At 49.4% G+C, this 25,308-nt stretch carries 14 protein-coding genes; 11 read left to right on the top strand and 3 right to left on the bottom strand.

The annotated features are described in order from the left end of the window. Nucleotides 1-19 precede the first annotated feature (19 nt). The 8 genes from BUB37_RS08285 (at nucleotide 20) to BUB37_RS08250 (ending at nucleotide 9,659) form a co-directional block, all read left to right on the top strand. On the top strand, nucleotides 20-1,069 hold the full coding sequence (locus tag BUB37_RS08285) for an aldose 1-epimerase family protein (protein WP_212635265.1): 1,050 nt from the start codon (nucleotides 20-22) through the stop codon (nucleotides 1,067-1,069). 12 nt (nucleotides 1,070-1,081) lie between these two features. Continuing rightward, entirely contained in the window at nucleotides 1,082-2,290 is a 1,209-nt protein-coding gene (locus tag BUB37_RS08280; RefSeq protein ID WP_072991622.1) for a class I mannose-6-phosphate isomerase, read from the top strand. Nucleotides 2,291-2,327: 37 nt separating this feature from the next. Then, complete coding sequence (locus tag BUB37_RS08275; RefSeq protein WP_072991619.1) at nucleotides 2,328-3,356, top strand: sugar phosphate isomerase/epimerase family protein; 1,029 nt, start codon at nucleotides 2,328-2,330, stop codon at nucleotides 3,354-3,356. 32 nt (nucleotides 3,357-3,388) lie between these two features. After that, nucleotides 3,389-4,195 (top strand): alpha/beta fold hydrolase, encoded by an 807-nt coding sequence (locus BUB37_RS08270; RefSeq protein ID WP_072991616.1) that lies wholly within the window; start codon nucleotides 3,389-3,391, stop codon nucleotides 4,193-4,195. 23 nt (nucleotides 4,196-4,218) lie between these two features. Beyond that, a complete protein-coding gene (locus BUB37_RS08265) occupies nucleotides 4,219-5,031 on the top strand; it encodes a sugar phosphate isomerase/epimerase family protein (RefSeq protein ID WP_072991613.1) in 813 nt (270 codons plus the stop codon). Between the two features lie 37 nt (nucleotides 5,032-5,068). Then, nucleotides 5,069-6,217 carry a Gfo/Idh/MocA family protein gene (locus tag BUB37_RS08260; RefSeq protein WP_072991611.1) on the top strand — a complete coding sequence of 383 codons (1,149 nt, stop codon included), beginning with the start codon at nucleotides 5,069-5,071 and terminating at the stop codon, nucleotides 6,215-6,217. Between the two features lie 990 nt (nucleotides 6,218-7,207). Continuing rightward, the gene (locus BUB37_RS08255; protein WP_072992703.1) at nucleotides 7,208-8,314 is read left to right on the top strand and encodes a glycoside hydrolase family 88/105 protein; all 1,107 of its coding nucleotides are present in this window, start codon (nucleotides 7,208-7,210) and stop codon (nucleotides 8,312-8,314) included. 19 nt (nucleotides 8,315-8,333) lie between these two features. Beyond that, nucleotides 8,334-9,659 (top strand): Gfo/Idh/MocA family protein, encoded by a 1,326-nt coding sequence (locus tag BUB37_RS08250; protein WP_170863134.1) that lies wholly within the window; start codon nucleotides 8,334-8,336, stop codon nucleotides 9,657-9,659. A gap of 58 nt (nucleotides 9,660-9,717) precedes the next feature. Here the strand turns inward: BUB37_RS08250 and BUB37_RS08245 are convergent, their stop codons facing one another. The 3 genes from BUB37_RS08245 to BUB37_RS08235 form a co-directional block, all read right to left on the bottom strand. Beyond that, nucleotides 9,718-10,800, bottom strand: coding sequence for a GDP-L-fucose synthase family protein (locus BUB37_RS08245; protein ID WP_072991607.1), 1,083 nt, complete (start codon nucleotides 10,798-10,800; stop codon nucleotides 9,718-9,720). Nucleotides 10,801-10,805: 5 nt separating this feature from the next. After that, nucleotides 10,806-11,918, bottom strand: a complete 1,113-nt coding sequence (gene gmd / locus BUB37_RS08240) for a GDP-mannose 4,6-dehydratase (RefSeq protein WP_072991603.1) — start codon at nucleotides 11,916-11,918, stop codon at nucleotides 10,806-10,808. A 248-nt stretch (nucleotides 11,919-12,166) separates the two neighbouring features. Next, a complete protein-coding gene (locus BUB37_RS08235) occupies nucleotides 12,167-13,543 on the bottom strand; it encodes a Gfo/Idh/MocA family oxidoreductase (protein ID WP_072991600.1) in 1,377 nt (458 codons plus the stop codon). Between the two features lie 370 nt (nucleotides 13,544-13,913). Between BUB37_RS08235 and BUB37_RS08230 the strand changes: the two genes are divergently transcribed. The 3 genes from BUB37_RS08230 (at nucleotide 13,914) to BUB37_RS08215 (ending at nucleotide 25,307) form a co-directional block, all read left to right on the top strand. Continuing rightward, nucleotides 13,914-21,689, top strand: a complete 7,776-nt coding sequence (locus tag BUB37_RS08230; protein WP_072991597.1) for a PKD domain-containing protein — start codon at nucleotides 13,914-13,916, stop codon at nucleotides 21,687-21,689. A gap of 185 nt (nucleotides 21,690-21,874) precedes the next feature. Next, nucleotides 21,875-23,263, top strand: coding sequence for a sialate O-acetylesterase (locus BUB37_RS08220; RefSeq protein WP_072991590.1), 1,389 nt, complete (start codon nucleotides 21,875-21,877; stop codon nucleotides 23,261-23,263). A 325-nt stretch (nucleotides 23,264-23,588) separates the two neighbouring features. Next, the gene (locus BUB37_RS08215) at nucleotides 23,589-25,307 is read left to right on the top strand and encodes a GMC family oxidoreductase (protein WP_072991587.1); all 1,719 of its coding nucleotides are present in this window, start codon (nucleotides 23,589-23,591) and stop codon (nucleotides 25,305-25,307) included. Nucleotide 25,308: the final 1 nt, after the last annotated feature.

Genomic DNA, 25,308 nt, shown 5'->3' with positions numbered 1-25,308 from the left:
GGATACAGCTAGGATTCTTATGGGAAGGAACAAAGTGGGCAATTCGGCCCAAGTGGGCGGTATAGAGACCTCTATTTTAGACAATGGTTTGGGACGGGGATCTCGTATAGCTTGGATCAATACGGGTACGGGCCTGCGGTACAAGGTGTTGTTGGACCGTGCCATGGATATTTCCGATGCCTTTTACAACCAGTATAGCCTGGCTTGGTTGAGCCACGCAGGGGCCATGCCGCCCGATCGTTTTTCGGATCAGGGTATGGGATGGATACGAAATTTTGGGGGCGGACTCTTGACTACATGCGGACTTTCACATGTTGGCGGCCCGGAAGAGGATGCGAATGGGCATAGAGGCCTGCATGGCCGAATAAGCAATACCCCGGCCGAAATCGTATCGGTAATCCAGCCCGATCCGATCAAGGGCATCATGGAAATGAGTATTACGGGAATAATCCGTGAAACCCAGGTTTTTGGCCCTTCCCTACAATTGGAGCGTACGATTTCAGGAAAACTTGGCGAGGCCAAGATTGTGATAAAGGACGAGGTGGTCAACAGGGGCAACCAAAAAGTTCCGCACATGTTGTTGTACCATGTGAACTTCGGATGGCCCTTGGTCGATGAGGGCACAAAATTACTGTGGAAGGGCGACTGGCATTCCCCGACGCCCGATTCCGACAAGAAAATTTTTAAGGAAGGAAACCCCTTTAAGACCTGCCAGTCCCCGATGAAATCGCATTCGGGAACAGGGGAAGATGTCGCCTTTATCGACATCGAGGCCGACGACAAAGGCATTTCAACCTGCGGGCTCTACAATGAAAAGTTGCATATGGCCCTTTCGATGCGCTTTTCCAAAAAACAATTGCCCTGGTTGGTCAACTGGCAGCATTGGGGGGAACACGAATACGTTACGGCCCTCGAACCGGCCACTCATCCGCCCATAGGGCAAAAGGCGGCCAGGGAAGAAAATACATTGACGTACCTAAATCCGGGCGAACGCAAGGAGTATGCCTTGCAATTGCAGGTGTTGGAAAAGGAAAATTTATCAGAATTTATAAATCAATTTAAACTATAAAACCAGAGTAATATGGCAACATTGGCTGAAAAAGCACTCGAACAGGGCAAAGGAATTTTGCGCTTATCGCCAACTTGGGTACCACGTTCTTTTTGTGTGCCCGGAAGAAGAATCAAACTGCACCCCGACGATTATTACGTGTTGGGAGGGGAAAGGGGAGGAATCGACGAACGTTGGTTCTCTTCCACGACACCGGCTGAAAACGGTCCCCTTACCGGCAAGAACGAAGGATTGAGCCACGTTGTGCTCGAAGATGGGGGCAAGGAGGTTCAAATTCTTCTCAAGGATGTGATCGATGAATTGAAGGGAGAGATCATCGGGGATCGCCTTTGGAACGAATATAAGAGCTGGCCGATGTACTCCAAGTTCTTCGATAATATGGGCCCCTTGCCGCACCACATCCACCATAACGACGAGCATGCGGCAAAAATCGGCCAAAAGGGGAAACCCGAAGCCTACTATTTTCCACCACAGGTAAACAATCACGGCGGAGATTTTCCCTATACCTTTTTCGGTATAACGCCGGGTACCACAAAGGAACAGATCAAGGAATGCCTGATGAACTTTACCAAGGGCGATAACAAAATCACCAATTATTCCTCTGCGTTCCGTTTGGAACCCGGTACAGGTTGGGACGTACCACCGGGAATGCTCCATGCACCGGGAAGCATGTGTACCTATGAGCCACAAAAAGCCTCTGACGTTTTCGCCATGTACCAATCTTTGGTTAACGAGGCCATTATTCCCGAGGAACTGTTGTGGAACGGTACGCCTAAAGACCGCATGGGCGATTACGACCAATTGATGGAGGTGATCGATTGGGAATTGAATACCGACCCCAACATGTTGGAAACAAGGTTTATGAGGCCCATTCCCGTAGAACCAATGGAAGAAATGGAAGCCAAGGGCTATATCGATAAATGGATCTGTTACCGGTCCGATGCCTTTAGTGCCAAAGAGCTGACCGTACTGCCCGGTAAGACCGTAACCATCAAAGACAGTGCCTGCTACGGTATGATCATGATGCAGGGCCATGGTAAAATGGGCGACTGGCCTATTGAGACCCCTTCGTTGATACGCTACGGGCAATTGACCCACGATGAGTACTTTGTTACCGAAAAGGCCGCTAAGGAAGGGGTTACGATAACCAACTTGAGCCCGACCGATCCTATCGTCATGCTCAAACATTTTGGTCCCGATAACCCCGATTTGAAACTCTAGCCAGTGAAAATGAAGTCTAATTTTAAATACAGAGATCATGAAAAATAATTTTCCAAAACTACATAATGCCACATGGCCGGGAATAGTGGGTAAAGGACCCGATTCACAACCTCCCATTCCTCTAGACAAAATGCTTGAAATGACGGCGGCCGCAGAGGTTAACGGAAATAAATTCGACGGTGTTGACCTCGGACTTTTAGATCCGCACATCAATATCGATAGTTCAGACGATGAAATAAAGAGATTGGCCGACAAGATCGCGGGCTATGGCCTCAATGTCGGCAGTTTGGTGGCCCCCATCTGGGGCGGCCCCACCTTGGGGTCCGATGAGGATAGAAAAACCTTTGTCGAGATGGTACGCAAGGCCTGCCACTTTGGCAAGGTGCTTCGCGAACATGGGATACGGCAATACGGCGTCATCCGTATAGATTCGGCCTCAAGTCCCGAACAATGGTCCAAAGACCCGGAAAAGAGCAAGGAACTGATCGTCGAGACCTTTAGGGCGGCCTGCGACGTGGCTGCCGAGTACGACGAGAAACTGGCCGCTGAAGGTGAAATTTGCTGGGGCGGTATGCACAGCTGGAAGATCATGGTCGATACCTTGGAGGCCGTCGATAGGCCGAACATTGGTTTTCAGGCTGATATGTCGCATACCCTGTTATATTTGCTGGGCTATAATGCCCCGGAGCACAGGATACTCCCCAAAGATTTCGATTGGTCGGATAGAAGCGTTTTGGAAGCCGGATTGAAAACGGTAACCGATGCCCTCAGACCTTGGACCATCGATTTTCACGTGGCGCAAAACGATGGTACCGTTCACGGTACCGGATCCCACGATAAGACCGGAAGGCATTGCTTGGCCACCGATCCCAACGGTAAGTTGGACGTAGCCAAGGACGCCGGCTATTGGTTGCGCGATGGCAACGGCAACCTGACCAAGGCCTTTAAGCATATCTGCTGGGATGGATGTATGTTCGATAACGATGTTATGATGAAACAACAAACGTGGAACGATATCCTGGCCAAATTGGTCGAGGTTCGCGATTTGCACGGTTGGAGCGAATAAATCAAACGTCAACTACAATTTAAACTACTACAATGCCATATATACAAGCAAACGGGATACGACTCCATTACGAAGAACGTGGATCGGGCAAGCCTCTGTTGTTGATAATGGGCATAACGGCCGACCTATCGGTTTGGGAGAAACACGTTTCGTATTGGGAGAAGCACTACCGCTGTATCCTCTTCGACAATAGGGGCGTCGGTTTGTCCGAAAAGCCCGAAGGGCCTTATACGACGGCCCAGATGGCCGATGACAGTGCCGCCCTGCTGGACGCCTTGGGTATTTCCAAAGCGGCCGTAGTGGGGGTTTCAATGGGGGGTGCCATCGCCCTTCAATTGGCCATCAGGCACCAGGCATCTGTGGCGTCGTTGGTGCTTATGTGTCCTTGGGCAAGCTGTGACCGCAAGACCAAGGCCGTTTTTACCCATATGATGCATGCCAAGGCCCACTTGCGTCCCGAACATTTCAGCAATTTTGTACAGCAACTCATTTTTCATAAATCCACTTGGGATGACGATACCGAATACGAAGGCCTGATTGCCGGCCAAAAAGAGGCCGCTTTGGGTGAAACGCCCCAGCCCTTGCACGGGTTGGAAGGGCAGGCCCATGCCTGTATTTCGCACAACGTGGTCGGTCAACTACCCGAAATTAAGGTCCCGAGCCTGGTTATCGGAGGCAAGGAAGATCAGTTTATCCCCGAATGGATGGCACTGGAGGTGGCCAACGGTATTCCCGATAGCGAAATCCACCTTTATGAAAATGCGGGCCATGCCTTCCACTGGGAAAAACTGGAAGATTTCAACCCTAGGGTGTTGAATTGGTTAAAGGCCAAGTATTGAATTTTAAGTAAAAAGAAGTAAAAATGAAGAAAATAAGAATAGGATGTGAGACCTATACCTGGGCCATGTCGGGTGATGCATACAAGGACAAATTGGAGCATATTCTTGGCGTAATGTCGAGGTCTGGTTTTAAAAGTATAGAGCCCGATACGGGTTTTATGAACGGTTTTACCGATCCTCGGGTATTCAAGGAGGCATTGGAGCGTAACCAAATGGAACTATCGGTGCTGTGCCATGTCGAAGATTGGAGAAACCCCAAGGAAACCGATGCCGAACGGAAGAATGCCGATCAATGGATCGAGTTTATGAAGCACTTCCCGGAGGCTATTTTATTGCTGGTGCAAATGCCCGGTGCGGATCGCGAAAATTTAAAGGAACGTCAGCAAAATTTGTTGAGCTGTGTAAACGCTATCGCGACCAGGGCTGCCGACCAGGGTATCGTATGCTCCTATCACCCGAATTCGCCCATGGGGTCGATTTACCGAACCGAGGAAGACTATAAAATCTTGCTGAACGGCCTGGACAGTCGGGTCATTAAGTATACCCCTGACGTCGGGCACATGGCCAAAGGTGGCATGGATCCGCTGAAAGTGATCAAGGAATACCGTGATATCGTCAATTGCGTACACTATAAGGATATGTACGAAGACGGCCGTTGGGCCCAAATGGGCAAAGGGATTATCGACTTCGAGGGAATTACCCGATACCTGAAGGAGAGCGATTTTGAAGGGTGGATCATCGTCGAGGACGAATGCGACGAGGCGATTACCGACCCCGACGGTGTAACCGAAAAGGACGGGGTTTATATTGATGAGGTCTTAAGGCCTCTATTGTAAACGAATAATAGAATCAAGGAATTAAAATTTATGAAAAATGGCAAATAAAAAAGAACTACGTATCGGAATGATAGGCACCGGTTTAATGGCAAGGACCCATAGCAATGGCTATAATCGGATCCGTGATTTTTTCCCGGAATTGGAATATAGGCCCGTACTGAAAACGGTATGCTCCCGTACCGAGGAAAAGGTAAAGGCCTTTGCCGAACAATGGGGCTACGATTCGTATGAAACCGATTGGAGAAAAGTAATAGACAGGGACGATATCGATGCCGTCGATATCTGTACGCCCAACGATATGCACGCTGAAATAGCGATTGCCGCGGCCGAGGCCGGAAAAATGGTACTGTGCGAAAAACCTTTGGCACGTTCCGTGGCCGAGGCACAACCAATGGTAGATGCCATTGAAAAGGCAGGTGTGCCCAATACGGTTTTTTATAATTATCGCAGAATACCCGCAGTTACCTTGATAAAGCAAATTATAGATTCGGGCAAACTGGGTAAAATATTCCACTACCGGGCGAACTTCCTGCAAGATTGGACCATTAACCCAGAACTTCCCCAAGGTGGCGAAGCCTTATGGAGGCTCGATGTCGATGCTGCCGGATCGGGCGTAACCGGCGATTTGTTGGCGCACTGTATCGATGGGGCCATGTGGTTGAACGGGGCGATCAAGGATGTATCGGCCGTAACCGAAACCTTTGTTAAGGAGCGTGTGCACCAGGGCACCGGGCAAAAGCAAAAAGTAGGTATCGACGATGCCTGTATTTTTCACTGCCATTTCGAAAATGGGTCGTTGGGGCTTTTTGAGGCCACACGATACGCCAGGGGCCATAAGGCCTTGTACACCTTGGAAATCAACGGGGAGCACGCTTCCTTGAGGTGGGACCTGCACAACATGAACTACGTGGAAATGTTCGACCATGCCGATGAGCCCGTAACAAGAGGATGGAAGAAAGTATTGATTACCGATAGCGATCAGCCCTATATGGATCGTTGGTGGATTCCCGGTACATCCATAGGCTATGAGCATTCCTTCGTTCATCAGGTGGCCGATTTCCTCAAGAGCCTAGAGGATGGCGTGCCATGCGAACCGACTTTTAAAAATGCGATGATGACCCAAAAGGTTTGTGAAGCGGTCATCAATTCGGCCAATTCCAAAAGCTGGCAGGATACCGGTTTGTAAAATCGGTTTCCCTAATGAAAAAAATCCCGATCTGAAAGCGATGTTCTCGTTTCGGAATCGGGATTTTTTAAATATAAAGGTTGGTCGGTTTCTTCTTTAAGGGAATCCTTTCCATTGTTTAGTCAGAAAAGGGGCAAAAAACAACATTCGCCCCTTTAAATTAAACTAACTCAAACAACTCAAAAGGGTATCACTCCTTTCGATTACTATATTAGTACAAAGTTTGGGCATTACCATCCTGTACTGTACTGCTTTACTCCTTAATTTTTGTTAAAAAAGAACGGACCGACAATACGTATCGAACTTCGCCTGCGAATGTAGGGGATTTAATGTTGGTTTGAAGTGATTTCCTTCGGCTAGGCCCTTTTTGGAATGCCAGGGCGGCTTCAAGTCCGTTCGAGGCCTCCTTATGGTTTGCCTTAGTACTTACATGGTAAGGCGGACGATGTTGTTTTTCTTTCTTAATAGGTGTCTTGGGCAGTCGGTATGGCGATATAGGGCCCATAGGAATAAAGATGGCAGCATTGATGATGTTCGGTGCCTTCCCGGGATTTTTATTGACCGTTATTTTTTGTGAAAAACAAACCGAACAAAGTGGTCAAAAAAATAACCGGCCTTGCCGAGCATTTAGGCGATGAATTTCGTGAAAGAATGAAGGGCCTCCCTTCGTGAATTGGGTTCTGGAATCCATGGGCCGTGGTGGGGCGGGCAGTTGCGAGTGTCGGTCATTTAGGCACTCGCGTTGGTCTTTTGTCGATTGGAAGCCCTTGACGGACATTCAGGATAGTACAGGATAGGGGTAGAGTGAAAAATGGTTAAGTTCGGTGGTTGTCTTGACGGTATTGTCATCGAGACCGGAAAAGGACGAAGGAATGGCGGGCGGACAAGGTTGGTGCCGAGTGCGATATGCCGAAAGCCGTCCCGTAGAATAGAACTGGGTAAAAACACTTTTGAAATACAAACTATAACTTGAACATTATGCTAAAACACATGAAGTTGCTGAATATCCCGACCGTTTTAACGATTATACTGTCGCTGACGATGGTAAAGGCCCAAAAAATTGATAAACAATCGGTTGAGGCGTCCATGGTCAAGGCCATGGAATGGCAGGAGCAGCATCCTATTTTTACCTCGGCCCCGACGGATTGGACGAACGGTGCCTATTATGTAGGGGTTTCCAAAGCGCACGAGGCGACCAACAACCCGATTTTTTCCGCAGCCCTCAAGACCATGGGCTACAGAAACCACTGGAAGCCTTGGAAACGTTTCTATCATGCCGATGATATTATTATCTCGTACTCCTACCTCTATGTCAATGAAATCCGCAAAGGCATGGTCGATCTCGAACCTACCGAACAATTTATTTTGGACCATTTGTACAAGCCCCATCCCTGGCGCGAAGGCGTAGAGGGAAAAGACCAGAAGATATTGTGGTGGTGGTGCGATGCCCTTTTTATGGCTCCTCCGGTACTTACAGCTTATGCCAAGCTTACGGGTGAAGACAGGTATCTCGACGAAATGCACAAGCTCTATATGGAAACCTATGACCTGTTGTACGACAAGGAAGAGCATCTTTTTGCCAGGGACATTAGGTTCCTTTGGACGGGAAGTCCCGATGATCTGAAGGAGAAAAACGGGAAAAAGATTTTTTGGTCACGGGGCAACGGATGGGTGCTGGGAGGCCTTGCCCTGGTCTTGGAGGATATGCCCGAAGATTATGAACATCGCGAATTTTATGTAAACTTGTACAAAGAAATGGCCCAAAAGATTAAGGAGGTGCAGCACGCGGACGGATTGTGGCGCACAAGCCTCTTGTCCCCCGAGTCGTACGACCACGGTGAGGTCAGTGGCAGCGGGTTCTATACCTTTGCTCTGGCTTGGGGCGTTAATCAGGGCCTGTTGAACGCAAAGGAGTACGTCCCGGTGGTGAAAAAAGCATGGACGGCCCTGCAGAAATGCCAAAAAGAGAACGGTATGGTCGGCTGGGTACAAGACATAGGGGCCAGTCCGGAGCCGGCCTCGGCCGATAGTTGGCAAAATTTCGGAACGGGGGCTTTCTTGTTGGCGGGAAGTGAAATTTTAAAGATGGACAAATAATACGATCGAAAAGCAAATGATGAAAAAAGAGGAAAAAAACAGAATGGGGAAAGACTTGAAGCCGGACCATTCGATATCTAGAAGAAGCTTTATCCGCAATACTTCCTTGGCGGCGGGTTTGGTGACCATTTTGCCCAGACATGTCCTCGGAAGGGGGTATACGGCACCTAACGACAAAATTAACCTGGGGTATATCGGTCTGGGAAAACAGGGCGGTATCCTGTCGAACAGGTTTGTTGCCCAAACCGGGGCCCAAGTGGTCGCGGGCAGCGATGTCTGGAATACCAAGCGCGATGCCTTTAAAAAGCTCGTCGAGGGCTACTATGCCAAAAGCCGGGGGGTAAGCAGTTACAAGGGGGTAAAGACCTACCTCCACTACAAGGAACTGTTGGAAGACAAGGGCATCGATGGGGTCGTGGTCGCGACGCCCGACCATTGGCATGCGATACAATCGATAGATGCCATGGAGGCGGGCAAGGACGTATACTGCGAAAAGCCATTGACCAATACCATTGTCGAAGGCAGGATGATGGTCGATGCGGCTACCAAGAACAAGACCGTATTTCAGGTGGGGAGTATGCAACGGTCTTGGGAACGGTTTAAAAAGGCGCAAGAATTGGTAAGTTCGGGCCAACTTGGCGAAATAACCAAGGTATTGGTAAACGTGGGCGATCCGGCAAGGCCCTACGACCTGCCGGCTGAACCGACCCCCGAAGGAATCGACTGGAATCTGTGGTGCGGCCCGGCGCCCCTGTTGACCTACCACCATACCGTTGCACCGGCCATAGTCAAAAAATATCCCCGCTGGAGGGATTTCAAGGAAACCGGGGGAGGCATTCTCTCCGATTGGGGCGCCCATATGTTCGACATTGCGCAATGGTGCTTGGGAATGGACCGTACAGGTCCGGTACGCTATATTCCGCCAAAAGATCCGAAGGCCGTTCGCGGCTTGCGTATGTTCTATGAAAACGGCATTGAAATGGTGCACGAGGATTTCGGTAGGGGATGGGCCGTACGCTTTATCGGAACCGAAGGTACTATGGATGTAAGCAGGGGCTTTTTGGAAACCACCCCGGCCAATATTTTGATGCCCCAGGGCGGAGATCCTTCCCAGTTGTTCAAGGACCAGGGCAACCACTACGAAAATTGGTTGACGGCCATCAGAGATAGGGGAGAGACGATCTGCGACGTGGAGACCGGCCACCGTTCGGCCACGGTATGCAATGTGGCGAACATAGCCTACGAACTGGGCAGGCCCTTGGAATGGGATCCCGTGAAGGAAAAGTTCAAAGGCGATGGGGAAGCCAATAAGATGCGCAAGCGAAAAAATAGAAAATACAGCTAGGCCAAACCAAAAAAGGCACCCTTAACGGTGCCTTTTTCCTTTATCGGGTTCGGACTTTCTAACTATTGTACCATTTGTACATTTTCTCCAGCCCTTCCTCAAGTTCGATATTGTGTTTCCAGCCCAGGCCGTGAAGCTTACTGACATCCGTAAGTTTTTTCATGGTGCCGTCGGGTTTGTCGGCGTTGAACTGGAGTTTGCCCTCGAAGCCGACCATGGCCTTGATCATTTCGGCCAGTTCCTTAATGGAAACATCCTTGCCCGTACCTATGTTGATATGGGTGTTCCTGATCTCTTTTTGCCCGGCCTCGTAGGTATCCTCGAAGTTTCGGTTTTGCATAATAAATATACAGGCTTCGGCCATATCTTCCGACCAGAGGAACTCGCGCATGGGCCTTCCACTTCCCCATATCTCGACCGCGATGCCATCTTCCGATTTCACGATCCCGTATTTGTTGAGCACTTCGATGATCTTCGATTCGTCGGCGTTGCCGTCGATCGATTCTATGGGCCTGGCGTTCAAGTCCCTTTTCACGGTCTCCCAATCTTGGTTTTCCAAGGCCTTTCCCAAGTGCATTTTTCGGATCAAAGCGGGCAGTACGTGCGACTTTTCAAGATCGAAATTGTCATTGGGTCCGTATAGGTTGGTGGGCATTACCGAAATGAAATTGGTACCGTATTGCAGGTTATAGCTCTCACAAAGCTTGATGCCCGCAATTTTGGCGATGGCATAGGGTTCGTTGGTATATTCCAAGGTATCGGTCAACAAATAGTCTTCCTTCATGGGCTGTGGGCACTCCTTCGGGTAGATACAGGTGCTTCCCAGAAAGAGGAGTTTTTTGACCCCGTTGAGATAACTGTGGTGAACCACATTGTTCTGGATCATCAGGTTGGCGTAGATAAAATCGCCGCGGTAGGTATTGTTGGCTACGATGCCCCCTACCTTCGCCGCTGCCAAGAAAACATATTCCGGTTTTTCTTGGGCGAAGAAATCGCCGACCGCCCTTGCATCGACCAGATCAAGCTCTGAATGCGTCCTTAAAACGAAGTTGGTAAACCCCTGCGCTTTAAGCTGTTTTAAAATGGCACTGCCCACAAGGCCCCTGTGCCCTGCGATATAAATTTTTGAATCTTTGTCCATGCCCTCTATTCGAAATAGTTCATGATGCGGTAACCCCCTTCTTTTAGATAGGTATCCTTCTTCATCAATTTCAAATCGCTCTGCATCATATCCTTGACCAAGTCTTCCAGTTGATATTTGGGGGTCCACCCTAACTTGGTGTTCGCCTTGGTGGGGTCGCCGATCAATAGGTCGACCTCCGTAGGCCTGAAATAGCGGGAGTCTACCGCCACCACTTCGGTACCTATTTCCAATTGGTACTTGGGGTCGTTACAGGCTTTTACATAGCCTTTTTCGTCAACGCCCTCACCCTTGAACTCTACTTCGATACCGGCCTCGGCAAAACTCATTTTGACGAAGTCCCTGACCGTAGTGGTCTTTCCCGTGGCAATGACCCAATCCTCGGGTTCATCGGCTTGAAGGATCATCCACATCATACGGACATAATCCTTGGCATGGCCCCAGTCCCTCTTGGCATCCAAATTCCCCAAATACACCTTGTCTTGTAGTCCCAAGGCGATCCTAGAGGCGGCCCTTGTAATTTTTCGGGTAACGAAGGTCTCTCCGCGTATGGGCGATTCGTGGTTGAAAAGAATACCGTTACAGGCGAACATGCCGTAGGCTTCACGGTAGTTTACCGTAATCCAGTAGGCGTACATTTTAGCCACGGCATACGGACTCCTTGGGTAGAACGGGGTAGTTTCCGATTGGGGTACTTCTTGAACCTTGCCGTATAGCTCAGAGGTCGAGGCCTGATAGATACGGGTCTTTTTTTCAAGCCCGAGAAGGCGCACGGCATCTAGTATCCTAAGTGTTCCTATTCCATCGGCATTGGCCGTATATTCGGGAGTTTCAAACGATACGGCCACATGGCTCATGGCCGCCAGGTTGTAAATCTCATCGGGTTGTATTTCTTGGATCAGGCGAATGAGGTTGGTACTATCGGTCATATCGCCATAATGTAGATGCAGGTTCCGGTTTTCTACATGGGGATCTTGATAGAGATGGTCGATCCTATCGGTATTAAAAAGTGATGACCTTCGCTTGAGGCCGTGCACTTGATATCCCTTTTTTAATAAAAACTCGGCTAAATAAGCCCCGTCTTGGCCGGTTATACCTGTAATTAAACACTTTTTCATTTGATAAAAATTGGTAGTTCAAAAATAACTCCACAAAGATGGAGAAATATATTTTTAACAAAGAAGGATGCTGTCAAATTTTTGATAAATTACACGATATCAAATAATAAGTGCTTTTTTTTAAGTATTTCCCTAAGATTCGATGTAGAAAGTATGCATGCCTGCATAGAAAGGATGCACCACGTTCATTTTTGCCAAGCCGGATGTTTTTTCGGTGATAAGAACTCAGTCAGGGAATTGGCAGGCCCCTATCCCTTAAACATATCGGGCAGGGGGTGACTCCAGCCCTCACGATAGCTTCGTTGCAACAATCGGGTCGCCTCGGGGTCGTTCAAAACGATCTGTTTGTCCTGATCGTACGATAGGGGCCTTTGCAGTTCGAGGGCCATGTTCGCCAATATGCAGCTGGCGGTGGATATATGCCCTTCCTGAATGTTGGCGACCGGCTGGCTACCCTTGTCGATGGCGGCAAGAAAATCCAGCATATGTGCCCTGGTCGCCGGGGCCGCGTGCAATTCTATGTCTTTTTCTGTTAAGTCCTCGGGGTATTCCTCCCGTTCGTAGATCACATCCTTATGGATCTTTTGGCCTTTTCCCACAGGTATGAAGTCGTATTGCTTTACGCTTCCGGCAAGGGTGCCCTTCTCCCCGAAAATTTTAAAGGCCCAAGGGTATTCGGGGTCCGGTGCCGTGCCCCATGTCCTGTGTTTCCAGATGCACTCCATTTCATCAAACTCGAAAACGGCATTCTGGGTATCGGTAATATTGGCCTTGGCATCCTTTTGCACATAAATACCGCCCGTTGAACTGATGCGTTTGGGCCACCCCAGGTCTAGCATCCATCTAACCGTATCCAACATATGCACGCACATGTCGCCGACGATACCGTTACCGTATTCCATAAACGCACGCCACCTACGATGGGGAAGCCCGTCAAACTCCCGAAGGGGTGCGGGCCCTGTCCACATATCGTAATCAAAGAAATCGGGAACGGGTACCACGGGGCGGTTTTTGGTGTCGCGCATGTGATAGTAACAGCAGATTTCGACATGCGATACCTTTCCTAATAGTCCGGCATCAACGATATTCTTTTTGGCTTCGACCAAGTGGGGGGTACTCTTTCGCTGGGTGCCTACCTGAATTACCTTATTGTATTTAGCGGCGGCGGCGACCAAGGCCTCCCCTTCGATAACGTCGACACTGATAGGCTTTTGTAAATACACGTGGGCACCCGCTTTCATGGCCTCGATGCCCTGCAATGCATGCCAATGGTCGGGCGACCCTACTAGAACGATGTCCAAGTCCTTATAGGCCAACATTTTTTTATAATCGCTAAAGGTTTTTGGTCTTTTGCCCGATTTTTGTCGTTGACTCACCAAAGTAGCGGCCCCGGCCAGCATTTTTTGGTCTACATCACAAAGGGATACCACTTCTATATTCGCTACCTGGATCAGTCGGAAAAGATCGCTTTTGCCATACCAACCTGTTCCGATAAGGCCTACCCGTAGCGGTTTTTCGCGGTGCATTAAATCGATGCCGTATGCCCCAAAGGAAGAAAGTGCTATTGCTGCCGAAGTGCCCTTTAAAAAATTTCGTCGGTTGATATAAAAGTTTTTGCCTTGCATTTGTAGATAAAAATTTAGTTGGTTTTTAAAGTTATGTAATTTACGTTATTTCCCCGCAATTAATTTGTGCTTGCCCGTTTTGGGGGCGTGGGATGGCCAAGGCGTTATGGTGTGTTTGCTGTTCTTGGCTTTTGGCCTTGGGCACTGAAAATATTGGGAGTCGACAAAGAGTGGATTTACTCGATTAATGGATACGGAGGTGCATGGGGGTTTGGGGCGATATGTTAAAAAGGGCAGTCGTTCATCGTACTGAAACCCAATATCGACGATTAATCTAAAACTAATTTTTGAGGCTTGTTTCCTACACGTAATTTCGATGGTGAACTTAAGATGTTTAACCACTCTTTCGGGTGACCCAAATTTTTAAAACATGAAAAAACACTACACTGTATACTCGGTGTTTCTTACATCTTTGTTTTGTTTGTTGTTTATTGGGGCGGGGCGCGCCCAAAGCTTTAATGCGACCAACCTTGTCGATGCCGAAATCTTAAAGCCTACATCCTTGGATTTCGGTCCCAATGGAAAGCTCTATGTGGCCCAACAAGACGGAACGATCAAGGAATATAGCATTTTACGCGATGATGCCGATCCGGGGCAGGGCACCTATACCGCCGTCGATACAAAAACCATAGACATTGTTCGTAACGAGGTGCCCAACCACAATGATGACGGTACCATCAATACGGAAAACGTACGTCAGATAACGGGTTTGTTGGCCGCAGGAACGGCCACGGTACCTGTGCTTTATGTCAGTTCTTCCGACTCCAGGATCGGAGGAGGGGGAAGTGGCAACGATAAAAACCTCGATACCAATTCGGGTGTGCTCTCCAGGCTTACCTATAACGGTACGACTTGGGACAAGGTGGACCTGGTCAGGGGCTTGCCCCGCTGTGAGGAAAACCATTCCACGAACGGGATGGAGATATTTGAACGCAATGGGAATACCTATCTGCTGTTGCAACAAGGGGGAAATGCCAACAAGGGGGCACCAAGCAATAACTTTGCCGGTACCCCCGAAACCTTTTTGTCGGGTGCCATGTTGATTATTGACCTTACGCAGTTGGAAGAGATCGAGGCTGCGAACGGCGGGCCCTTTGTCGATACCAGACAGGGAAATACAAAGTTTATTTACGACTTACCTACATTGAACGACCCCAGTAGGCCCGATATTGACAATACCGATCCCGAATTTCCTTACCCTGTCGGTCATCCCATGTACAATGCTACCATTGACAAAGGGGATCCCTTTGGGGGGAATAATGGCTTGAACCAAGCATTTCACGAAGAGGGCGGACCCGTCCAGATCTTTTCCCCGGGGTGGCGAAATGGCTACGATGTGATGATAACCGCAGATGGTAGGGTATACTCGGTAGACAACGGACCTAATAAAACTTGGGGAGGCCTACCGGTCATTTACACCGCCGACGGCCAACGTAAAGGGGACGAGAGCACCACGGTCTACGACCCTGACAATGGCGATTATATTACCAATGAGTTGAATGAATCGGGACATTTAGGGCATGGCGATCCCTTGCATTATGTAGGGCAAGTAACGGATGCCAACGGAAGCTATTATGCCGGGCACCCGGTACCGATCAGGGCTTTTCCCTCAAGGGCCGGTCTAAAAGTTTACGAGTTTGACGGCAAGAATTGGATAATTGAGGAGGAATATAATTTAGGCGAGCTGCTTACCGGGGTTTCGGGCTACTACAATCCAGCCTTTGATCTATCGGATTTTCCTGATGACCCGATACAGGGAGCCTATTTGTCCAACGTAGATGACGATCCGAGAATGAGGATTTTGGATATCGTCAACTCTTCCACCAACGGTATATGTGAGTACACGGCGAGCAATTTCGACGGGGCGATGAAGGGAAATATCCTAACGGCCTCGCACAACGGAAAAATCAACCGCTACATCTTAAATGAAAGTGGCGACGGCCTAAACGGGAAGAACAATAATTTTCTATCGGGCTTTGGTTCAATCCCGCTCGATGTTATCGCCCAAGGGGACTTGGATCTTTTTCCAGGTACCATATGGGTCGCAAACTATCAGTCGAACAGCATTTCCGTATTCGAGCCTACCGATTTTGGTAATTGTGTAGAACCCTCGGACCCCGAATACGATGGTACGGCCGACTACGATTATGATCGCTATACCAATGATGACGAATTGGCCAACGGAACGGATATCTGCTCGGGCGGAAGCAAACCCACCGATAACGACGGGGATTTTATTTCCGACCTGAACGACCCCGATGATGACAATGATGGCATCCCCGATGTCAACGACCCCTTCGCGATCGATGCATCCAATGGCTTGGCGACCAACCTTCCCGTTGAGTACCCCTTTTGGAGCAATGATCCAGGAACGGGTTTTTTCGGCTTGGGTTTTACCGGTCTGATGCTGCCCTTGGACGGTACGACCGATTATTTAGACCAATTTGATGGGGACAACCTCTCCTTTGGAGGGGCAGGGGGCAAGGCTACGATCGACCTCGTAGACCAAGGCGATGCCCTCACTAATACACAAAACAACGGCTTTCAATTTGGGGTAAATGTCGATACCAATTCCCCGCCGTTCACGGTTCATTCGAAAATTGAAACCCCCTTTGCCAATGTTTCTTCGACCGAGAACAATTCATACGGAATTTTTATCGGTAACGGAGACCAAGACCATTATCTTAAGTTGGCCCTTATGGATGGAACCCTTCCGGATGATGGGGTTTTGGGCTTCGAGGTTGTACGTGAGGACGGCACATCGACCGTTTATTCACAAAAGTACGATGTGGTGGGACTGCAAGGGGCGTCCGCGGCCTATGTCTATATTAGTGTAGATCCCCAAGCGAATACGGCACAACCCTATTATTCGGTAGATGGAGGGGAAAATGTTTATCCCTTGGGCGAGCCCGTCGCTTTGCCGGCGGCCCTTTTAGACCCCAATGATGACCAAGGTATGGCCGTGGGCCTTATCGCAACTTCGAACGGAGGTACTCCTTTTACCGCGACGTGGGATTATATTAATGTGAAAGTTGATGGGAATACGGAATTGGCCCTTTCTGACAGCCCCATTGACTTTGGTACCCTGTATACGGGATCGGGCCAAGTGCAGCTTGTTCCCACACTCGAAAACGGGGGAGGGCCGGCATCCGGAGCCATCGAAATTACCGATGTTCGGATTACAGGCGCAAATGCCGATTTGTTCGATTACAACGTCGAATTGCCCTTGATCTTAGGTCCCGGGGCCAATAAAACCATACAGTTGAACTTTTTTCCCGATAACGTGGAAGGTGTCAAAACAGCTAACTTGGAATTTGTTCACAGTGGCGAAAACTCACCCTATATTGTTCCCTTGGTCTCAACCTTGGAGGTTAAAATAGAACCGTCCTATGAGGTGGTGGCCCGCGTCAATGCCGGTGGTCCGGCGGTGCCCGCAACGGACGGTGAACTCGATTGGGAAGCGAATGCCGCCAGTGGGGCCGTAACAGGGGATAAGTATTCAGTGAATACAGGGTCTATACCGTCGGCCGAGAATACCTTCCTTTACGAGAACAGGCATATCTCCGTTCCTTCCTATATTGATGAGGCTACCTTTAATGCCATCTATTCCAAGGAAAGGTACGACAGTTCCAGTGGGGCGGACATGGAATTCAAGTTTCCCGTGGAAAATGGCGATTACATTGTAAATATCTATACAGGTAATGGCTATGGCCCGGCAAATCATATAGGGGACCGAATTTTCGATATCTTCATAGAGTCGGAACTAAAGGGAGACGATATTGACGTGGTAGCCTTGTTCGGCGGCGGAGGAACCGATTTTTACGCCGGTATGCTTTCGTACGAAGTTTCCGTTTCCGATGGCGAACTTAATGTGCTGTTCGGTCATACAGGCGTTGAAAACCCTGTATTGCAGGGCATAGAGGTGTTGAAGGTTATCGAAGGGAGCGCTCCCGTTACGCTTGTGCCCATCGAAGATCAGTTCAGTTTTGTTGACGACCATATCGATTTGGCGGTGTCGGCAAGCGGTGGCGACGCCAACCAGAACTTTACCTATGCCATTGCAGGCCAGCCCGATGGTATCAATATAGAACCTACCAATGGCCATATTTACGGAACCATTGCAAGCTCAGCACTTACCGGGGGAACCAATAATGACGGTATCCACACGGTAACCGTTAAGGTCAGCAAACCTGGATCGGTCAGCAAAAGCACAGTCTTTACGTGGACGGTTGACAATCGTTATTGGACCGATAAGGATGAGGATGGGAATTATACGGCGCGCCATGAGTGTTCTTTGGTACAAGCGGGCGATAAGTTCTATTTGATGGGGGGGCGGGAGAATGCCAAAACCATTGATGTCTACGACTACGCCTCCGATACGTGGACCCAAATATCGAACTCGTCCCCGGAGGAGTTCAATCATTTTCAAGCTGTTGAATACCAAGGTCTCATTTGGGTAATCGGGGCCTTTAAGACCAATAGCTTTCCCAATGAAGCACCTGCCGAATATATCTGGGCATTTGATCCGGCGAACGAAGAATGGATAAAAGGGCCCGAAATACCCGAGAACAGAAGGCGTGGGTCTACCGGATTGGTAGTGTACAACGATAAATTCTATATTTCCGGAGGAAACACCGATGGCCATGATGGAGGATATGTAAACTGGTTCGACCAGTATGATCCGGCAACAGGGCAGTGGACTGTTTTAGACGATGCCCCGAGGGCCAGAGATCATTTCCATGCTGCGGTTTTGGAAAACAAAATGTACTTGGTCGGAGGCCGTCTTTCCGGAGGCGATGAAGGGGTTTTCAAACCTACGGTCGCCGAGGTAGACGTGTATGATTTCAGTACGGGTACCTGGAGTACACTTCCCTCCGATCAAAATATACCTACGCCGAGGGCCGCCGCCGCGGTAGCCGGTTTCAACGGAAAACTTATAGTGGCAGGTGGCGAAGTCGAAGACCAGGAAGTTTACGGTGAGGTAACTTCGGGAGCCTTGGCGGTTACCGAGGAATACGACCCGGAAAGCCAGTCTTGGTCGAGATTGCCCGACCTGAACCATGCGCGACATGGTACCCAGGCCATTGTTTCCGGAAACGGGGTCTATGTCTTGGCCGGTTCACCCGTCAAAGGAGGCGGAAACCAAAAGAACATGGAATACTATGGCGTCGACGCCCCTGTGGGCGAAGCCATCGCGGCAAGTGCGCTTTCCGTTCCCGATATCGTTGATTTTGAAGTGGGTAAAACAGGCCATGTCAATTTGCAGGTGACCGACGGAAACAACGGTATATTTATTCGGTCGATGAAGCTGTCGGGTGATGATAGCTCACATTACACCATTACTTCGACCGAAACGGAAAACATCTTGCTTAAAGCGAATAGTCTGTACGAACTGGCTATCGCATTGGACGAATCAGGTGCGGATACCCATGCGATTCTTACCATTGAATACGGTGCTGGTTCGGCAGTTGATATTGTTCTAAAAAATGGGGAATACAATGCGGGTATCGTCGATCCCGGTACCCAATACAATGCAGAAGGTGAAAGTGTTAACCTGCAGCTGGTCGCCGAGAATATGGGCAGTAACCTAACCTTTTCTGCCGAAGGGCTTCCTCCCGGACTCGAAATTGACGAGGCTACCGGATTGATCAGCGGTATTATAGGTTCCGGCGATTCCGACGGGGCGTTTATAGAGGACAACGGTCTGGTGGTCATAGAAGCCGAATCGGGTACGCTCACGCCGGGGTGGACGGAGACCACCACTGGTGGTGCGGTCGGTATAATAGCTACGAACGACAGTTTTAATTCACAAAGCAAGGGCACCATCCCATATCAGATACAAATTACCAACCCGGGCGTTTATCGTTTTAACTGGCGAAGTTTTTATTCGGGAGATAGTTCAACGGATGAAAACGATAGCTGGCTCAGGTTCCCTAACAACGAAAACGTTTGGTTCTTTGGTTACAAAGGTACCCCTGCCGATGAAGCGAGCTTAATTGCGAATCTAACGGGGGAACAAGAAAACGTAGTCTTCCCGAAAGGCAGCTCAAGGGTAACTTCCGAAACGACACCGGAGGGGAGCGGAAGTAACGGGTACTTCAAGATATGGCGAAGTGGTGGAACGTCGGAAACCTATGATTGGCAAGCCAAAACAAGTGATGAAGACGCGCACAATGTGTATGTCTGGTTTGTTAACCCGGGTACGTATACCATGGAAATATCGGAAAGGTCGGCAGGCCATACGATTGATAAGATGGCCCTGTACAAACTTGACGGGACATCCTATTCAGATGGGCAATTGACCGCCTTGGGCGAATCCGAACGAAGCGGGGGCACGACCCAAGGCGCGGCTGACAATAGTCCGTACAGCGTGGTGGTAACCGCCCAAAACACTGGAATTTCCTCTTCCGTCGAATTTCAATGGGTGGTCGATAATTCGGGTAATCCCTTTGCAGTCGTGGGAGCCGATCCCCTATCGGGAAGTGCACCCCTCACGGTCAATTTTACCGGTAGTCGATCAGCGGACGATGTGGGTATAGTCGATTATAGCTGGGAGTTCGGCGATGCGCTTTCTTCGACTTCGGACGAAGCGGACCCAAGCTTTACCTTTACGCAACCCGGTACCTATACCGTGCTGTTACGGGTAACCGATGGCGACGGTAAGACGGATAGCGATACCGTGGAAATTTCGGTAACACCAGCGGTGGAATATACGATATCGGTGGTGTCGGCGGCCAACGGAACCATAAGTCCCAGCGGGGATGTCAAGGTCGTCGAGGGCGAAAGCCAAGTGTTCCTCATCACGCCCGATCTAGGGTATGCGATCCAAAATGTACTTGTTGACGGCGTTTCCCAAGGTGCCCTTGAAAGCTACACCTTCAACGAGGTTTCCGAAGACCATACGATTGAAGCCGTATTCGTCGAGATACCGAACTCCATAACAGCTACCGCCGGTGATGGAGGTAGCATTTCCCCCGAGGGGGCACTCTTCTTCGATGGAGGGGAAGATCAGGTCTTTACCGCTACTGCGGATGAAGGCTACGAATTTGATTATTTTATTGTGGACAATCAGTTTATTGTTCACGAACCTTCATACCTCTTTGAGGATATCACCGGGAAACACTCCATTAAGGCGGTATTTACCGAGGTCGAAAAGCCCAGCTATTTGATCATCGCATCGGCCGGCTATGGAGGTACTATTACACCTATAGGCGAGAACTTGGTAGTGGAGTCCGAAAGCCTGAGCTTTTCGGTTACGGCCAGTGCCGGTTACGAGTTCGACTATTTCGAGGTGGATGGTGAAGTGGTGAAGGACATAACGGAATATACCTTTGAAAACGTAACCGAACCCCATACCATTAAGGCTGTCTTTAAGGAAAAATCAGATCGGGATACCTACACGATAACGGTAACTTACTCGGAAGGGGGAACGGTAGATCCCAACGGTACGATTACGGTCGACAAGGGAGAAGACCAAGTTATTGGTATTAGCCCTGATGACGGTTTCCGTATAGCCCGGATTTTAGTGGACAACGAGGAAGTCGATATTGTGCAGGAATACACCTTTGCCCATGTGGGTTCGGACCATACGATGGAGGTTGTCTTCGAAAGGTCGAACAGTGCCCCTACGGCGGTTGCCCTGGCCGATATTGTATCGGGTTATGCGCCCCTGTTGGTTAACTTCAATGGCGAAGATTCAACCGATGACAGTGGAATCGTTAGCTATACTTGGGATTTTGGGGATGGTTCGGATCCCGTAAACGGTGCGCTTGCCTCCCATACCTATAACCAGCCCGGCTCGTATACGGTCACTTTGTCGGTAGAGGACGGAGAAGGTGAAATTGGCCAAGACTCACTCACCATTACGGTTTCCAATTCACCGGATATCGATGAGGATGAATTCCGCTTGTTCCCGAATCCGGCTTCGGTAAGGGTGACCATAGGGTTTGGGGCCCCGGTACGGCTTGAGACCATTTCGATATTCGATATGGGAAGTAATTTGGTACTCTACATAGAAAACCCGGGCACATCTGCCAGTAGTACCTACGAGGTCGAAGTAGCGGGATTGTCTGCCGGAATGTATATTATGAGGACGAAAGACGTGGATGGAAAGGAAATAAACGAACGCCTTTTGATCCGGCACTAAGCTTTTATAGGGATAGTAAAAAGGCGGAACCACTTGTGGACTCCGCCTTTTTTATGTCCTATTCCTTCAGTATCATGACCCGACTTCAAAGGAATGGCTTCGGTCCATAAGGTATAAACATACGACGGGATGCTTTTCTGTGCTAAATGTGATATATTTAAGGCATAGAACCAACCCATATAACCATGAAAGTCAAGTACTGTTTTTTTAGTTTATTGTTTCTGTTTTCGTTTCAAATCGCCACGGCCGAAATTACCCTGCCAAATGTTCTTTCGGAAGGAATGGTCCTGCAGCGCAACCAAAGTGTTAAACTCTGGGGCTGGGCCGATACCGGGGAGGAAATTACCATTGTCACGGGGTGGGACGATAAGCATTACCAAATCAAGACCCCCATCACCGCCAAGTGGGAGGTGGAGGTTTCCACCCCTGAAGCGGGAGGACCTTATACCATATCCTTTAAAGGGAGGGACAATGAAATCGTTTTGGGCGATGTATTGATCGGTGAGGTCTGGGTTTGTTCCGGCCAGTCGAACATGCAGTGGAGCGCCTCTACCTCCACCGGTATAGTTAATGGCGAGGAGGAAGTAAAAAATGCGAACTATCCCAATATCCGATTTTTTTCGGTCCCAAGAAGAACGGCCGAATACCCGCAGGAGAATGTACCCGGCTCGTGGGAGGTCTGCACTCCTGAAACCATGAAAGACTTTAGTGCGGTCGCCTATTTTTTCGGAAGAAGGCTTCACGAACAGTTAAACATACCCATAGGCCTGATCGACAATGCCTGGGGAGGATCCCCGGCCGAGGTCTGGGCCACAAAATCGGTTTTCGACCAAAATCCGGACCTGAAGGAAGATGCCTTGGGCCTTAAGGAGACCCCTTGGAGCCCGGTTGCCCCATCGTCCCTGTACAACGGATTGGTGCACGGACTTACCCCCTTTAAGATCGCGGGTGTTATCTGGTACCAAGGCGAGTCGAACGTAAGCCGTCATGCCCGCTATAAAAAATTGTTTGCCGAAATGGTCGGATCGTGGCGTAATGCCTGGGGCTACGATTTCCCGTTTTATTATGTGCAAATTGCGCCGTATAAGTATAAAAATCCCGAAGAGGGAGTGTATTTAAGGAATGCCCAAAGGGAAGCCCTGAAGGTAATCCCCCGATCGGGTATGGTCGTGGTCAGCGACATTGCCACGGTCGATAACATTCATCCGCCCAATAAACAGGACGTGGGGTTGCGATTGGCCAATCTCGCCTTGAAGAAAGCCTATAATAGTTATGACGGGGAAGTAAACGGCCCCCTTTTTAAGGCGCACAAGGTAGTCGGAAAGAAAATAGAGGTTGTTTTTGACCATGCGGAGGGACTGATGGCCAAAGGAAAAAAACTTACCCATTTTGAGGTGGCCGGGGCCGATGGTAAATATTACCCCGCAAAGGCCGTGATCAAGAACGACAAGGTTATTGTATCGTCGAAAGAAGTACCCCTACCGGTCAACGTAAGGTTTGCATGGGACAACGTGGCCGAACCCAATTTGTTCAACGGGGCCGGGCTTCCCGCTTCGGCCTTTACCAGTGAATAGGTTTTTTGGCGGTTACGCCATGTTTTTGCCCAAAGAAAGATCGCTCAAACACATCGGTAGTCGGCGGTAAGATATGGGGTGTGCCATCTTTTATGTACGACCCTTATTTTGACGGCCGAACGTATATCCATGTATGCCAGAATACTACATGTAAACTACCGGAAAAGACCGTTGAACGGGCCCTTGGACAATCAAAAAAAAATAGGTGCGCACCATTTTGTCGCATTGGGGTACATATTGTACCAATATGCCATATGCAGTGTGTAAAACCCCATAATTTCATTTTTAATTTTTAAATTGTGGCCTAATAAAAACTAAACTAACTATGCAGATTAAGGAATCTCCTGAAGTGTATGATGTTATCATTGTCGGTTCCGGTGCCGGTGGTGGTATGGCTACCAAACAATTGGCCGACGCCGGGTACAACGTTGCCGTTGTAGAGGCAGGTCCGTTTTTCGATCCGGCCGACCCCAAGACCATGACCCAATTAAAGAACCCTTATGATTCGCCCCGACGTGGAGCGGGTACCACCCGTGCGTTTGGTGAATGGGACCAATCTTGGGGCGATTGGCATGTAGATGGTGAACCTTACACCACGGAAGAAGGAACCACCTTTAAATGGTGGCGTGCCCGAATGCTCGGTGGCCGTACCAACCACTGGGGGCGCATTTCATTGCGTTTCGGGCCGAAGGATTTTAAAGGAAAAACCCGTGATGGCTATGGCGAGGATTGGCCGATCGGTTATGAGGATGTAAAACCCTATTACGACAAGGTCGATAAGTTGATCGGGGTATTTGGGACGAAGGAAGGCAGGGAGAACGATCCCGACGGTTTCTTTCTTCCCCCTCCAAAACCCAGGTTGCACGAACTTTTTTATATAAAAGGGGCGAAAAAATCGGGTATTCCCGTTATACCGGGCCGGCTCTCGATGTTGACCAAGCGTATCAACAACGAACGTGGCGTTTGTTTTTACTGCGGGCAATGCAACCGTTCTTGCCAAGTGTACGCCGATTTCTCGTCAGGTAGTTGTTTGATATTCCCTGCCCAGAAAAACGGGGGTAAGGTAAGGCTATACGTCAACGCCATGGTGCGCGAGGTAACCACCGATGAGGAAGGAAGGGCAACGGGCGTCTCGTATGTCAACAAAGAAGACCGAAAGGAATACAAGTTAAGGGGAAGGGTAGTCGTACTTGCGGCCTCGGCCTGTAGTTCGGCGCGCATCCTATTGAACAGTAAAAGCAAGCAACATCCGAACGGGTTGGGCAACAGCAGCGACCTGGTCGGGAAATACCTACACGATTCCACCGGAAGTAGCGGTGCGGCATTTATCCCCGATCTTATGAACCGGGACGTTACGTACAACGAAGACGGCGTTGGCGGTATGCACGTGTATTCACCTTGGTGGGGCGACCACAGTAAGCTCGATTTTCCCCGGGGCTATCACATCGAGGTTTGGGGAGGTATGAGCCAACCCAACTACGGTTTCGGCTTCGATATGGACAACTTCAACAAACTGATGGGCTTTCCTACCGGAGGGTACGGAGACAAGCTTCGCGAAGAGGTAAAAAGGTACTACGGGGCCGTAATCGGCTTTGGTGGTAGGGGGGAAGGCCTCGCCAGAAAGGAAAACTATTGCGAAATAGACCCGACCACAGTTGACGACTACGGTATTCCCGTATTGAAGTTCAACTACAAATGGTCCGATATAGAAGTACGCCAGGCGAAACATATGCAAGATACTTTTGAGGAAATTACCCATAACATGGGAGGTATTTATCTCAACAAACCGGGCAAGGACAAGGACTACGGGCTCCATGCCCCCGGTGAGATCATTCACGAAGTGGGTACCACCCGTATGGGCGATGACCCGAAAACATCGGTAACCAACAAGTTCAATCAATTGCACGATGTCGATAATGTCTTTATCGTTGATGCGGGACCGTTCGTGTCGCAAGCGGATAAAAACTGTACGTGGACCATTTTGGCCCTGTCTTGGAGAGCATCCGATTATATTATCGATCAATTGAAAAAACAAAATATCTAAA

Origin of the sequence: Pseudozobellia thermophila, assembly GCF_900141855.1 — a bacterium.
Taxonomy (GTDB): domain Bacteria; phylum Bacteroidota; class Bacteroidia; order Flavobacteriales; family Flavobacteriaceae; genus Pseudozobellia; species Pseudozobellia thermophila.
The sequence above is the reverse complement of the archived record's forward strand: the minus strand, read 5'-3'. Positions and strand labels throughout refer to the sequence as shown.